The sequence below is a fragment of the Arthrobacter sp. FW306-05-C genome, assembly GCF_021801725.1.
Classification (GTDB): domain Bacteria; phylum Actinomycetota; class Actinomycetes; order Actinomycetales; family Micrococcaceae; genus Arthrobacter.
Genome location: NZ_CP084556.1, coordinates 4,343,463 through 4,356,481, shown reverse-complemented (window position 1 = coordinate 4,356,481; position 13,019 = coordinate 4,343,463). Strand labels below are relative to the sequence as shown.

The 13,019-nt window shown below is 67.6% G+C and carries 13 protein-coding genes; 5 read left to right on the top strand and 8 right to left on the bottom strand.

Translation table 11 applies throughout. From position 1 onward, the window contains the following. Positions 1 to 34: 34 nt before the first annotated feature. Positions 35 to 958 carry a diacylglycerol/lipid kinase family protein gene (locus tag LFT44_RS20190; protein ID WP_236800288.1) on the top strand — a complete coding sequence of 308 codons (924 nt, stop codon included), beginning with the start codon at positions 35 to 37 and terminating at the stop codon, positions 956 to 958. A 23-nt stretch (positions 959 to 981) separates the two neighbouring features. On the opposite strand, the gene LFT44_RS20185 is transcribed toward LFT44_RS20190, so the two are convergent. The 5 genes from LFT44_RS20185 to LFT44_RS20165 form a co-directional block, all read right to left on the bottom strand. Beyond that, on the bottom strand, positions 982 to 1,707 hold the full coding sequence (locus LFT44_RS20185) for a maleate cis-trans isomerase family protein (RefSeq protein ID WP_236800287.1): 726 nt from the start codon (positions 1,705 to 1,707) through the stop codon (positions 982 to 984). 8 nt (positions 1,708 to 1,715) lie between these two features. After that, on the bottom strand, positions 1,716 to 3,146 hold the full coding sequence (locus LFT44_RS20180; RefSeq protein ID WP_236800286.1) for an amidohydrolase family protein: 1,431 nt from the start codon (positions 3,144 to 3,146) through the stop codon (positions 1,716 to 1,718). A gap of 30 nt (positions 3,147 to 3,176) precedes the next feature. Further along, complete coding sequence (locus LFT44_RS20175) at positions 3,177 to 3,965, bottom strand: aspartate/glutamate racemase family protein (RefSeq protein WP_236800285.1); 789 nt, start codon at positions 3,963 to 3,965, stop codon at positions 3,177 to 3,179. Beyond that, positions 3,962 to 4,645 carry a GntR family transcriptional regulator gene (locus tag LFT44_RS20170; protein ID WP_236800284.1) on the bottom strand — a complete coding sequence of 228 codons (684 nt, stop codon included), beginning with the start codon at positions 4,643 to 4,645 and terminating at the stop codon, positions 3,962 to 3,964. Before LFT44_RS20170 ends, LFT44_RS20175 begins: the two co-directional genes overlap by 4 nt. An 81-nt stretch (positions 4,646 to 4,726) precedes the next feature. After that, entirely contained in the window at positions 4,727 to 6,085 is a 1,359-nt protein-coding gene (locus tag LFT44_RS20165; protein ID WP_236800283.1) for an MFS transporter, read from the bottom strand. A 260-nt stretch (positions 6,086 to 6,345) separates the two neighbouring features. Here LFT44_RS20165 and LFT44_RS20160 point away from each other — a divergent pair, with 260 nt between their 5' ends. Continuing rightward, a complete protein-coding gene (locus tag LFT44_RS20160) occupies positions 6,346 to 6,879 on the top strand; it encodes an HPP family protein (protein ID WP_236800282.1) in 534 nt (177 codons plus the stop codon). Here LFT44_RS20160 and LFT44_RS20155 read toward each other — a convergent pair. Then, positions 6,839 to 7,681: an ACT domain-containing protein gene (locus LFT44_RS20155; RefSeq protein ID WP_236800281.1), complete on the bottom strand. Its 843-nt coding sequence runs from the start codon at positions 7,679 to 7,681 to the stop codon at positions 6,839 to 6,841. The two genes, LFT44_RS20160 and LFT44_RS20155, sit on opposite strands and share 41 nt — an antisense overlap. A gap of 154 nt (positions 7,682 to 7,835) precedes the next feature. Between LFT44_RS20155 and LFT44_RS20150 the strand changes: the two genes are divergently transcribed. Beyond that, the gene (locus LFT44_RS20150) at positions 7,836 to 8,912 is read left to right on the top strand and encodes an FUSC family protein (protein ID WP_236800280.1); all 1,077 of its coding nucleotides are present in this window, start codon (positions 7,836 to 7,838) and stop codon (positions 8,910 to 8,912) included. Positions 8,913 to 8,972: 60 nt separating this feature from the next. Here the strand turns inward: LFT44_RS20150 and LFT44_RS20145 are convergent, their stop codons facing one another. Next, positions 8,973 to 10,154 (bottom strand): MFS transporter, encoded by a 1,182-nt coding sequence (locus tag LFT44_RS20145; protein ID WP_236800279.1) that lies wholly within the window; start codon positions 10,152 to 10,154, stop codon positions 8,973 to 8,975. Between the two features lie 210 nt (positions 10,155 to 10,364). Between LFT44_RS20145 and LFT44_RS20140 the strand changes: the two genes are divergently transcribed. Beyond that, a complete protein-coding gene (locus tag LFT44_RS20140; protein WP_236802965.1) occupies positions 10,365 to 11,108 on the top strand; it encodes an IclR family transcriptional regulator in 744 nt (247 codons plus the stop codon). Between the two features lie 113 nt (positions 11,109 to 11,221). After that, positions 11,222 to 12,412 carry a 4-hydroxybenzoate 3-monooxygenase gene (locus LFT44_RS20135; RefSeq protein ID WP_236800278.1) on the top strand — a complete coding sequence of 397 codons (1,191 nt, stop codon included), beginning with the start codon at positions 11,222 to 11,224 and terminating at the stop codon, positions 12,410 to 12,412. Positions 12,413 to 12,450: 38 nt separating this feature from the next. Here the strand turns inward: LFT44_RS20135 and LFT44_RS20130 are convergent, their stop codons facing one another. Next, on the bottom strand, positions 12,451 to 12,990 hold the full coding sequence (locus LFT44_RS20130) for a TetR/AcrR family transcriptional regulator (RefSeq protein ID WP_236800277.1): 540 nt from the start codon (positions 12,988 to 12,990) through the stop codon (positions 12,451 to 12,453). Between the last annotated feature and the right edge of the window lie 29 nt (positions 12,991 to 13,019).

Genomic DNA, 13,019 nt, shown 5'->3' with positions numbered 1-13,019 from the left:
AAGCCTGCTTTACATTCCGCCATCTGAGGACGTCATGACTGAGACCAGCTCCACCCCTTCGCCCAAACGAGCCGCCGTCGTCATTAACCCGGCCAAGACGGTGGACATTGACGTGCGCGAGCTGATGGCCAAGCACTGCGAGGAGAACGGCTGGGGCGAAACCCTCTGGTTCGAGACAACGGAGGAGGACCCCGGCGTCGGTCAGGCGAAGGAAGCCCTGGCCCAGGGCGCGGACCTCATCATCGCGGCAGGCGGCGACGGAACAGTCCGCTGCGTGGCCGAGGTCCTTGCCGGCGGCGACGTCCCCATGGGCCTGCTGCCGCTGGGCACCGGGAACCTGCTGGCCCGCAACCTGGGCATCGACGTGACCGACTACGACGGTGCCCTGTCCGGAGCCCTGGTGGGCACCGAGCGGAAAATCGACGTGGTCCGCGCCCGCCGGAACGACCCCGACGAGGAGCAGCTGTTCCTGGTCATGGCCGGCCTGGGCTACGACGCCACCATCATGGCGGACACCAACCAGGAACTGAAGCACAAGGTGGGCTGGCTGGCCTACGTGGACGCCGGGATCCGCAACCTTCCCGGGAAACCGGTCAAGGCAACCGTTGCGATCGACGGCAAACGGGTTGTCCACCGCGGCGTGCGCAGCGTGATGGTGGGCAACTGCGGCAAGGTCCAGGGCGGGCTGGAGATCTTCCCCGACGCCAAGATCGACGACGGCCTGCTGGACATCGCCGTCCTGGCGCCGCACCACGGCAAGCTGGGCTGGCTCTCCGTGCTCGCCGGCATCATCGGCAAGGGCAAGAACAAGGACACCGCCGTGGAGTACTTCCAGGGCAAGAGCGTGGAGATCACGCTGGAGCACAAGGACGACTACCAGCTGGACGGCGACCACGAGGGCCAGGGCAAGCACGTGCTCATGACCATGGAGCCCGGTGCCCTGACCCTGCGGATGTAACCTTCCTGCCGATGTAGGGGCGGTCAGCCCAGCAGCCGCCCCCAGCGCCGCTCCAGCAGCGGTGCGCCGGCCAGTTTCAGGGCGTGCCACAGCGTGACCGCCACGGAGTCCAGCACCGGGACCCCGGTGGTTTCCTCGATCTCTGCAGTGATGTTGGCTCCGTAAAGGTTGGTGCACAGGTAGACCAGGGCATCCGGGGCCGCGGCGGCGAGTTCCCGGGAGCCGGGCCGCATCTCGTCGTCGGTCACCCGGGCAAAGGACTCGTTGTCGCTCAGGCCCAGCGCCCGGTGGTCCACGGTCTTGATGCCTTCACGCTCGTAGGATGCGATGACCTGGTGGTTCACGTCTTCCGTGTACGGCGTGAACAGGCCGATCCGTTCCGTCCCGAAGGCCCGGAACGCCTCGAGGTAAGCCAGCGTGGAGGTGGTCGCCGGGACCCCGGTGGCGGCGGTGATTTCACCGGCCAGCTCCTGGTCGTGGCCCGAACCGAGCCAGGAACCTGACGTGCCGTTCCAGGCAATCACGTCCACGTCCGCCGTCGCCAGCAGCTGCGACGCCTGGCGCATGACGGCGGGGTCGAACTGCCGGTCCGAGGAATCGTCCAGGGCGATGCGGGTCACCGGGATCCGGGTGAAGTGCACCGTGACGTCGGTGCGGCTGCCCAGGATGCGGTACGTCTGGGGTTCCAGGCAGGTGTTGGAGGACGGCACGATCATGCCGATCCTGTGCGGGCGGGTGGTTGCAGGCATGGTGGCTCCTAGAGCGCGGGGGCGGGAAGTTGGGCGGCGTCGGCGGCGGCTGACTGGTGCTGGCGGAAGCCGTTGCGGTGGATGAAGCGGCCTGTGGCGCCGGGATCGTGGAAGCCGTCCGCGTCCAGCACCACGCGTCCGTTGGAAACCACGACGGCGGGCCAGCCGGTCAGTGCCTTCCCGTCGAAGGGTGAGAAATCGGTGCCCATGTGCAGGGCTGCGCCGTCCACCGTGCGTTCCTCTGCGGGATCGAAGACCACCAGGTCGGCGTCGAACCCTTCGGCGATGCGGCCCTTGCCGGGAACGGCGTTGATCCGTGCAGGTTCGGCGGCGAAGGCGTTGACGAATTGTTCAACGGTGGCCCCCGCGGAGGTCATCGCGGTGAAGGTGACCGGCATCCGCGTCTCCACCCCGGGCAGTCCGTGCGGCATGGCGCGCACGTCATCGGTCCGCTCGCGCTTCTGGGACAGGTCGTAGCAGGAATGGTCCGAGGACATGGTGTGGATGGCACCGGACACCAGCCGCTCCTTGAGGGCAGCCACCGTTTCCGCGCTGCGCATGGGCGGGCAGCAGGCGAACCACTCCGGGAAGGTGGAGGCATAGACGGAGTCGTCCAGGGTGACGTAGTGCGGGCAGGTTTCGGAGTAGGCCTCAAGCCCGTGGTCCCGTGCCTGCGAGACCAGGTCCACCGCTCCGGGCGTGGACTGGTGCACGAAGTACACCGGCGCTCCCGTGTATTCGGCCATGGCCAGGGTCTCCTTCACGGAGATCTCCTCGGCCAGCTCGGGCCGGGTCCGGTGCAGGTGTTCGATGCCGATCCGGCCGTCCTGGGCGTGCTGTTCGGTGCAGTCGGCAATGATGGGGTCGTGTTCGGCGTGGATGTAGGCCAGGCCGTCCAGCCGCACCATTTCCCGCATGACCTTGACGATGGTGTCGCCGTCGGCCATGGTGGTGCCCCGGTTGGTGGTGTACATCTTCACTGAGCGGACGCCCTCGGCGGCCAGCTGCTCCAGCTGCCATGGCACCGTTTCGTCCCAGCTGATCACGGCGCCGTGCAGGGCCACGTCGCAGCGGGACTGGGTGGCGAGTTCCTTTTTGTGCAGGACGGCGGCCAGGGGGGTTTCCTGGGCGTCCCGCGGAATTCCGAAGTCGATGATGGTGGTGGTTCCGCCCCACAGGGCGGCTGTGGAGGTGGTGCGGTAGTCGTCCAGGGTGCGGAAGCGTCCGGTCACCTGGGCCACGTGGCAGTGTCCGTCCACGCCGCCGGGGATCACGAGTTTGCCCGTGGCGTCGACGGTGCGGTCCGCCGCGGGCACCGGCTGGGCGGCGTCGACGAGTTCGGCAATCTTTCCTTGGTGCACCACGATGTGGGCGTCCTGGCGGCCGTAGCTGTTCACCACGGTGGCGTTGGCAATGACGAGGTCTGGCTGGTGGGACATCGGTGTCCTCCTGGGTTGGTGAAGTCGGGGTTAGGCGGCGGGCTGCGGGGTGCCGGCGTGCTCTTGGCGGGCGGCGAGGGCCGCGTCCAGGTTGCCGGACAGGCCTTTGCGGTCCTTGGCCGGGGGTGGGGCGAAGGCGCCGGCGCGGTGGCTTCCGGACTGCAGGGCAGCCACGGCCTCCGCCATGCGGATGCCGGCGGAAATGCCGTCAACCACGGGCACGGGAATCTGTCCCTTGAGTTCGCGGGCCAGGCCTGCCAGCGGGGCGCCGGCAAGGATGACGACGTCGGCACCATCCTCCGCCACGGCCTGCCGGCTCAGTGCCAGCAGGGTTTCCCGGAAGTCCTGCTGGACGGAGGCGATGCTGGTCAGGGAGTCGTTGATGGAACGGATGGAGGCCAGCCGGCCGGCCAGGCCGAACTGCTCCACGCATTCCCGGTACCAGGGTTTGATCCGGTCCGAGATGGCGATGATGGAGAAGCGGTGGCCCTGCAGGGCTGCCGCGCACAGGGCGGCCTCGGTGATGCCGATGACGGGAACGTCAGCCAGTTCCTTGAGGGCCGGCATGCCGGGATCGCCGAACGCTGCGACCACCACGGCGTCCACCGGGTCTGCTCCGGGGCGGGTGTGTTCGGCGATGATTTCCGCCACGGCGCCGGCGGCGACGAGGGATTCGAAGCGGGTTTCGATGTACTCCACGCCGTGGCCGGCAGTCCGGACCAGCAGGTCGGTGCCGGGGGAGGCGGACCGCAGCGCTTCGGATTCGATCAGTGCGGTGACATCGGCACTGATGTTGGGGTTGATGACCAGGAGTTTCATTTTCTCTTCCGGTGGAATTCTGGTTCGGTTTTTTGGAAGTCCTCAGGGAACTGGTCCCGGTACTTGCCAATGTGGGAAGCGGACTGGGCGGCTGCCCTGTCCGGGTCGCCGCTGGCGATGGCGGCGTAGAGTTCGCGGTGTTCGCGGATGAGTTCGGGCAGGTCGCTGACGTGCCGGAACAGCCAGTGCATCCGCCCCTGGAGGGGTTCCAGGGCGGACTTGAGGAAGTTGTTGTCCGCGATGCGCGTGATGGCGTCGTGGAATTCGCTGTTGGAACGGTGTGCCTCCATCACCGACCCCTTGGCCAGGAAGGCCTCTGCGTTGTCCAGCAGGCCCTTGAGGTAGTCGAGGTGCTCCCTGGTGGCCCGCTTGGCGGCGAGCCGACAGGCCAGCACCTCCAGGGACTGGCGGACGTCGAAAAGGTCCTCGACGTCCTTGGGGCTGAGGCTGCTCACTTCGGCCCCGCGGGCCCCGCGGTCGCTGATCAGGCCTTCCTGGCGGAGCATGCGCAGGGCCTCGCGGACCGGCAGCCGGGATACGGAGAACTCGGCGGCCAGGTCGCGTTCCACCAGCCGCGTGCCGGGAGCGTAGTGTCCTTCGAAAATCCGGGTGCGGAGGGTGTCCCGGACGGTTTCGCGGAGGGGGCGGTCCTTGTCCTGGGTCTCTTCTGCGGTCAGCATGGTGCTCCATTTCGGATTCTCGTACGGCACTGCTCCCGGCTCGCGGGGGCGTCAATTGCAAGTTTCCCTGCGAGGGTCAGCTTAGACAGGAAGCCGCTTGTTGTAGTTCAGAGTGAGGACGGAGGCGCCCATGATCACCGCGGAACCCACAAAGTACAGCAGCGCCCAGGTGTAGGAGCTGGTGGCACCCACGATGAGGCCGACGACGATGGGGGTGACGAAGCCGGAGATGTTGCCACTGAGGTTCATCGCTCCGCCCAGGACGCCGGCGTTGGTGCGGCCGCCCAGGATGGAGGGGATGCTCCAAAACAGGCCCACCCAGCGCAGGAAGAACAGGACCACGGAGAGCAGGACCACGGCGGTGGTGGCGTCGGGGACCACGGTCACGCCCACCAGGCCCGCCACGACGATGGCGCTGGAGATGCCGAGGAGGGTCCGCATCACCAGGTTGGCGGAGGCGCCGGATGCGCGCCACTTGTCGGCGACGGTGCCGCCGATGATCTCGCCGACGAAGCCGGCACCGAAGATCACCAGCGTGGACCAGCCGATGGTCTTCAGGTCGAAGCCCTTGGCCTGGGCCAGGTACAGCGGGCCCCAGGTCAGCAAGCCGTAGAACACGCCGTTGAAGCCGAGCCAGCCCAGGCACATGGCCCAGAAGGAGCGGAATTTGAGGTAGGGAAGCAGGCCGCGCTTGCCCTTGCTGCCGTCCATGGCTGCTTCGGCGTCCTCGGCGGCGTGCGACGCTTCGATGTAGGAGGCCTCGGCCTCATTGACGCCGCGGTGCTGGCGGGGGTTGTCCCGGACGTACCACCAGACGGCCAGGCCCATGAGGACGGTGGCGGCGCCGGCGATGACGAAGGCCCAGCGCCAGCTGCCCGTGGAGGCGATGAGGCCGGCAATGATGATGCCGCCCAGGCCGGCTCCCAGGGGAGCGCCGGCGTCCAGGATGGTGGCGCCGCGGCCGCGTTCGGACTTGTGCATCCAGATGGCATTGAGCTTGCCGCCGGCGGGCATCACACCTGCCTCTGTTACGCCGATGCCGAGCCGGGCGATGAACATGCTGAGGAAGCCGCCCGCCATGCCGGAGGCCGCTGTGGCAGCACCCCAGCCGATGCAGGAAGCCGTCATGACCTTGCGGGGACCGAACTTGTCGATCAGCCAGCCCACCGGCACCTGCATGAGGGCGTAGGTCCAGAAGAAGGCGGAAAGGAGCAGGCCCACCAGTTCGGGAGGCAGGTTGAATTCCTTTTGGATGATGGGCAGGGCGACGGAGATGGAACCGCGGTCGATGTAATTGACGGAGACCAGGACCAGGAGCAGCAGGAAGAGCTTCCAGCGGACGGCAGTGCGTCGTTGCGTGCCGTCCTTTTCGGGTTTGTCGGCGGTGCCGGGAGCGGCCTCAAGGGATGTGGCCGTTGTTTCAGTGTTTGGGATGGACACAGCTTCTCCTTCACGGGGAAGTTTACGGATGGGGGATGCGAACGGTGCGGTACGTGCCCGTTGGGCCGTTGCCGGTGGAGAGGGTCCGCCGGACGATCCGGAGCGCCGAGCGGAAGCTTTTCATTTTTGGGATCCCAATTTGGGATCCCAAAAACAAAGGTAGGAGTGACACGCGCCACTGTCAAGGGTTTTGCGCGCGCATGCCGCGTGACCGCCTTCCCAACCGATTGTGACCGGCGGCGGGCGGGTAGGGGCAAGGAATGAACACACCCATGCTGGAACGGGCCAAGAAGAACTGGAACAAGCTGGGCGCCGGGCTGTACGCGGGTGTCCTGGGTATTGTCGTCCTCGCCGTCAGCGGCGCGGCGGGCCTCCTGTTCCATCTGCCCTGGCTGTTTCCCAGCCTCGGCCCCACGGTGATGCTGTTCTTCGAGTCTCCCGAACAGAAGGCTTCCAGGCCGGTCAACACCCTGGTGGGGCATGGGGTGGGGCTGTTGGCCGGGGCACTCTGCCTGTATGCCCTGGGCCTGCAGGACCAGCCGTCCGCTACGGTGGGCGGACTGACCCCGCTGCACGTCCTCAGTGGCGTGCTCTCGGTGGGGCTCACCACCCTGGTGCTGACCTGGCTGGGCCTGCCCCACCCGCCCGCCGGGGCAACCACCCTGATCGTCAGCCTCGGCATCCTGTCCGCTCCGGTCCAGCTGGCGTCCATGGCAGGGGCCATCATCCTGATCACGGTGGTGGGGTGGGGGCTCAACGTTCTGTTGGGGACGCGGCCGGCCGATAAGACGTAATCTCGGCCAGTTCGGCCAGCCGGTGGGCCCGCGCAGACTCCGCCGGCGTGAACGGTTCGCCTGGCCGGGAAAAGGTGACGGGACCGTGCCATGCCGTGGGGATCTTAAGGTGCGTCCCGTCGTCGGGCCCTTTGCTGCCGGCGTCCGACGGCGGCAGGATCCTTGCGTGCAGCAGCTCGGCCACCGCCAGGGGCAGTTCGTCGGGGGCGGCAGCGATGCGCGCCGCGAGGCTTAACGCCTTGGTCTGTCCGTCCGCCATGGCCAGCGCGGTGGTGGGCCAGACGTGCGGACTGCCGCCGCCGCCGTCGTGCAGTGCATCCAAAAGCTCACGTTCGCCCACGTGGCCCGGGACCGAGAGGACAAACTCGTCCAGGACGCCGCCCGGGACCGGGTGGACGTGGATGCTGAGGATGTTGCTGTCCAGCCGTGCCAGCGCCCGCGTGATCCGCTGCAGTGCGCCGGGCTGGTCCCGCAGCAGTGTCCGCGCCCGCCAGAGCGACGGGGCTGCCACCAGTTGCCGGCGGTGCCGCAGGGCCGGCGCATGCAGCCAGCGGAGCAGGATCCTGGCAGCTGACGGCTCGGCCACCCAGATCACCAGGACCGTGGCCGTGAGGGCCAGCACCAGCACCTTGGCTACATAAGGTAGATGGGCTTCCACCACCAGGGCGTGGACCAGCAGCTCGATGGGCAGCATCACGGCCACGTTCGCCACGGTCAGCCTGGCTTTGGGCGGCTCCGGCATCTGGCCGCAGACCTCGCAGCGCAGTTCTTGGGTGGACGAGTGGGGCGGGGTGTGCTTCATGGCTCCAGCATTGCCTCGCGTTGTTTCCCCCGCATTGCCTTCCGATTCCATTCAGGGGAACGCAGCGGGCACCGGGAGGGGGCCGGGCCGTAGGATTTATGAGGAACGTCAGCGCGGCCGCCCGTCAGGATCCACCCCAAGGAAGGCGCTGCCCGTGAAGATGTTTGCCGAGATGTTCACCATCGGCCCCGGCAACAAGGACCACCACCCGGCGCTTCGATGCGCGGTGGGCGTCTTCGTTCCCCTCACTACGCTGGTGCTGCTGGGCCGGCTGGACCTGGCAATCTTCGCGTCCTTCGGCGCCTTCACCGGAATCTACGGCCGCGGCGAACCGCATGCCGTCCGCTTTGTGCTGCAGCTGCGGGCCGGGCTGCTGATGCTGCTGGTGATGTTCCTGGCGGCGCTCGCGGCCCGCATCGGTCCCGCATGGGGCCTGGACACCGCCACCCACACCTGGCTCCTGGTCCTGGCCACCACGCTGGTGGCAGGCGCCTGTTCCGTCGCCATCTCCTGGCTGCGGCTGCGCCCGGCGGGATCGCTCTTCCACATCTTCGCGTTCGCCGCCATTGCGTCCATTCCGAACCAGCCGCCCCTGTGGCAGGGCATGCTGGTTGCCGTCCTCACCACGCTGTTCGCCCTGCTTGTCGGCTTCTCGTCCCGGATCCTTCCCAGCCACCGCACCCCGTGGACCAGGCCTCCGCGGATCCGTCGCACGCCCGCGGAGAAGCGCGCGGCGTGGCTTGAAGGGTCCGGCTACCTGGTGGCCGCAGGCCTCGCCGGCACGCTGGCCACCTGGGCCGGGTCCCGCCTGGGATTCGGGCATAACTACTGGGCCATGGTGGCCGCCGTTGTCCCCCTGGTGGGCCACACCACCCAGCACTGCGTGCGCCGCGGCATCCAAAGAATCATCGGCACTGTCCTGGGCCTGTTGGTCCTGGCGGCGATCCTGTTGCTGGGCCTTCAGCCCTGGCAGACAGTGCTGGTCATGGCGCTGTGCCAGTTTGGTGCCGAAATGTTCATCATCCGCCAGTACCTGCTGGCCCAGGTGTTCGTCACACCCCTGGCGCTGATCTCCACGCTCCTGGTGGTACCCGCCTCGCCTGCTTACCTCCTGCGCGACCGCATCGTCGAGACCGTCATTGGTGCCGCCGTCGGCATAGCGGTGGTGCTGGCACCTGCCGTATGGCGCCGTGTGCGGCGCAGGCAGGGACGGGTTGCGACGGCGGCCTGACCGCCTTTTCCGCCCGGCCCGCCCCCGAGCGGCACCTGGGGCGGGCCGGCCGGAGGCCGGTCATGGGCGTTCCGCGGCTGCTTCTTCCCGGACTGCCCGGATGGTGTGCGGCACTGCTATCAGCGCCAGCACGGCGATGGCGGCAGCGGCCGCAAAGACGTAAAAGCCCCAGGGGTAGGCAATGTTGGCAGCTACCAGCGTTCCGGTGACGGCGGGGCCCATGATGGCACCCAGCCGGCCCACGCCGGCGGCGAAACCCAACGCGGTGGCTCGGAGGACTGCCGGGAACAGCTGGCTGACCCATGCATAAACCAGCACCTGCGCGCTGAACACGAACACGCCGGTGACAAAGACTGCCAGGTTGAGCAGCAGTTCACTTTGGATCTTGACGCTCAGGACCGCCAGGAAGAGCGCGGAGAGCCCGAACCACAGCAGCACCACCTTCTTGGTGCCGTGCTTGTCGGCCAGGATTCCCGCGATGACCAGGCCCACCACGGCGCCCACATTCAGGACCAGCAGGAGGACCAGGCCGGTGCTGACGGTGTACCCGGCGCCGGCCATCAGCTGCGGGAGCCAGGTGTTCAGGCCGTAGACCAGGAGCAGGCCCATGAAGGAAGCCGCCGCGATGGCCAGCGCCACCAGGGGGTAGGGCTTCCGGGCAAGGTCGCGGAAGCCTGTGCGGGCTGCGGCCGGTTCTTTTCCTTCCGCCCCTGAGGCAGCCGCTGAGGGAAGGGTCTCCGGGAGCTTGAACCACAGGAAGGGTGCCAGGGCAATGCCCGCCAGGCCGCCCACGATGAACATCATCCGCCAGTCCGGAATCAGCATCAGGGCAAGGAAGGCCGTGGCCACAGCGCCTACGTGGTAGCCGGTCATGGTCCGGGTGGTCGACTTTCCGGCGGTCCCTGCCGGAGCGTAGTCGTTCATGTAGGCCAGGGCGGCCGGGAGGCAGGCGCCCAGCCCCAGCCCGGCAAGGAGGCGGAAGGCGCAGAACACCGCAACGTTGGGCGCGAACACCACGGCGATGGTGAAGATCGAAAACCACAGGACGCAGGCCACCAGGAGGCGGCGCCGGCCAAAGCGGTCAGACAGCGGGGCAATGAACAGGGCACCGGCGCCAACGCCGACCAGCGAGATGGTGGCGGCCCACGTGGCTCCCACCGCATCGAAGCCAAGCTCATGGGTCTTGATCAGCGTGGGGATGACGGTACCCAAAACCACCAGGTCAAAGCCGTCAAGGACCATCGCCAGCCAGCAGAGCCAGACTGGCCACTTTGATCGGTGCTGAGTGGGCGCAAGTGACATAGAAATACCTCGGTGTATCTTCCAGGAGTTGAGCGGCAGGCTTCGCCGGGGAGGATCGGGCAGCATCGCCCACATCCCCAGTGAGGTTTGTATCACTAGGAGGTGTAATCTGGGACAACTTTTCCCATTGAACGGAAGAAGGTGCTTGCGCTGGCCAACTCGAAATCGGGCGACTCGGTAGTGGACCGGATCGTGCGGCTGATTTCCGCGTTCCCGCAGGACGTCAGTGCCCTGCAGCTGAGCGACCTCGCCCAGCGCGCCGGCCTGCCGCTCACCACCACGCACCGCCTGGTGGGCCAGCTTGCCGCCCACGGGCTGCTTGAGGCGGCGCCGGGCGGCATGGTCCGGCCCGGGGTCCGGTTGTGGGAACTGGTGAACCGTACTTCCCCCACCCTCGCCCTGCGCCAGGCGGCCATGCCGTTCATGGAGGACATCCAGCAGGTCCTGCACCAAAATGTGAACCTGGCCGTGCTGGACGGCTGGGAGGCGCTGTTCGTGGAGCGGCTGTCCAGGCGGGGCTCGGTGGCCAACCGCGCCCAGGTGGCAGGAAGGATGCCGGTGCACATCTCGTCCGCGGGGCTGGCGCTGATGGCCCACCAGGACAAGATGGTGCAGGAGGAGTATCTCGGGCGCTTTACCGACCCGGAAGGAAAAGTCGCCGCGGATACCGTCCGGGCACTGTTGGCCGAAACTTCCCGCCAGGGCTTCGCCCAGCTCAAGGGCGTGGTGGATCCGGATACCTGGGGCATAGCCGTCCCGGTCCTGAACCGCAGGCAGCGCGCTGTGGCGTCGCTCGGCGTCGTGGTTCCCCTCCGTGAGATGCGCCTGCAGGCGCTGGTGCCCGCGCTGCAGACCGCCGCACGTGGCATCGCCCGGCACATGGCAGACTCCTGATCCATTCAACGGAATAGGTGTAACGGGGCTCACCACCCGGCGCCCACACTGGTTGGCAGAAGAACCGACCCGGTGCCGCCCAGGCGGGGCCCGCAATGAAGCGAGGACAGAACATGGCACGAAAAATCATCACCACCCAGGTGGCCATCATGGGCGGCGGTCCCGCCGGACTCATGCTCTCCCACCTGCTGTATAAGGCAGGCATCGACTCCACCGTGGTCGAGATCCGCAGCCACGAGCAAATCGCCCACACGGTCAGGGCCGGCATCCTGGAGCACGGCACCGTCAACCTGCTGGTGGACAGCGGTGTCTCGGACCGTGTGCTGCGCGACGGGGACCGGCACGACGGGATTGAGCTGCGCTTCAATGGCGAGAGCCACCGCATCGACTTCAAGGACCTGGTGGGGGAGTCCGTGTGGCTGTACCCGCAAACGGATGTGTTCCTGGACCTCGCCGCGCGCCGGAAGGACGACGGCGGCGACGTCCGCTACAGCGTCAGCGACACCTCGGTGCACGACCTCGAGGGCAAGCCGAAGGTCTGGTTCACCGACGCGGACGGCGCCGAGTTCGAAATCCAGGCCGACTTCCTGGTCGGCGCGGACGGCTCCCGCAGCCACTGCCGCACCCAGATCCCGGAAGCCAAGCGCAAGCGGTACTTCCATGAATACCCCTTCGCCTGGTTTGGCATCCTGGCCGAGGCGCCGCGCAGCTCGGATGAACTGATCTACGCCAACTCGGCCAACGGCTTCGCGCTGATCAGCCAGCGCACCGAGACTGTGCAGCGGATGTACTTCCAGTGCGACCCCAAGGAAAACGTGGCCGACTGGGATGACGGCCGGATCTGGGCCGAGTTCCGCAGCCGGGTCAACGGCAACGGCTTCGAGCTCAAGGAAGGGCCCGTCCTGGAAAAGATGGTCCTGCCGTTCCGCAGCTTCGTTCAAACCCCCATGCGGCACGGCAACCTGTTCCTGGCCGGCGACGCCGCGCACACCGTCCCGCCCACCGGTGCCAAGGGCCTCAACCTGGCCATCAACGACGTCAAGGTCCTCTTCGAAGGCCTCGACAGCCACTACAACTCCGGCTCTGATGCGCTCCTGGAGACCTACAGCAACCGCGCCCTGGACCGGGTGTGGAAGGCGCAGCAGTTCTCCTACTGGATGACCACCATGCTGCACACCCCCGCGGACGCCGACGACTTCTCCCGCGCCCGCCAGCTCGGGGAACTGAATTCCGTGGTCTCCTCCCGGCACGGCAGGGCCTACCTCGCCGAGGCGTACACGGGCTGGCCCACTGCCGCTTCCTAAGCCAAAGAGGACTACGACGGCGGGGCTGCCAGTTAGTCTTACGGCGCCAGCAGCCGCCGGACCGCCGAAGCGATCGCTGCGGCGTCCGGAGCATCGTCCCGCCGGACGGTCAGCAGATGGAGCAGGACGCCGTCGCCGTAGTCCGCCACGTCCCGGGCCCTGGCCCCGGCGTCAGGTACTTCCAGGGCGGCCAGGGCCTGCTCAAGCCCGCCCACCAGCCGGAAATGGCCGGCGGTCACCGATTCGGGCTTGTCCAGGGAGAGGGCCAGCCGGGCGCGGGTCAGCCCCGCATGCCGTCCGGCAAGTGCCAGGACGAGCGAGGCCAACTGGTTTGCCAGTTCCTCAACGCTGCGGGGCGGGCCGGCCGGCCCCTGCTCGGCCAGGAGCGCTGCGTCCAGTTCCAGCAGCCGCTCCAGCACTGCCGCAACCAGTGTGGCGCGGCTCCGGTAGTAGTTCGAGGTGGTTCCCTCGGCCACCCGGGCTGCGGCGTCAACTGCCCGGTGGGTGAGGCCCTTCATCCCCCTGTCCGCCACCACAGCCAGGGCGGCATCAAGCAGTTGGTTGCGGCGGTCCGGCATGCGTTCAGTGTAGTGGGACGCCCTTCCCA

Coding starts and splice junctions, on each gene's coding strand:
- LFT44_RS20190 (WP_236800288.1), top strand. CDS start 35: ATGACTGAGACCAGCTCCACCCCTTCGCCCAAACGAGCCGCCGTCGTC.
- LFT44_RS20185 (WP_236800287.1), bottom strand. CDS start 1,707: ATGCCTGCAACCACCCGCCCGCACAGGATCGGCATGATCGTGCCGTCC.
- LFT44_RS20180 (WP_236800286.1), bottom strand. CDS start 3,146: ATGTCCCACCAGCCAGACCTCGTCATTGCCAACGCCACCGTGGTGAAC.
- LFT44_RS20175 (WP_236800285.1), bottom strand. CDS start 3,965: ATGAAACTCCTGGTCATCAACCCCAACATCAGTGCCGATGTCACCGCA.
- LFT44_RS20170 (WP_236800284.1), bottom strand. CDS start 4,645: ATGCTGACCGCAGAAGAGACCCAGGACAAGGACCGCCCCCTCCGCGAA.
- LFT44_RS20160 (WP_236800282.1), top strand. CDS start 6,346: ATGAACACACCCATGCTGGAACGGGCCAAGAAGAACTGGAACAAGCTG.
- LFT44_RS20155 (WP_236800281.1), bottom strand. CDS start 7,681: ATGAAGCACACCCCGCCCCACTCGTCCACCCAAGAACTGCGCTGCGAG.
- LFT44_RS20145 (WP_236800279.1), bottom strand. CDS start 10,154: ATGGTCCTTGACGGCTTTGACCTGGTGGTTTTGGGTACCGTCATCCCC.
- LFT44_RS20135 (WP_236800278.1), top strand. CDS start 11,222: ATGGCACGAAAAATCATCACCACCCAGGTGGCCATCATGGGCGGCGGT.
- LFT44_RS20130 (WP_236800277.1), bottom strand. CDS start 12,990: ATGCCGGACCGCCGCAACCAACTGCTTGATGCCGCCCTGGCTGTGGTG.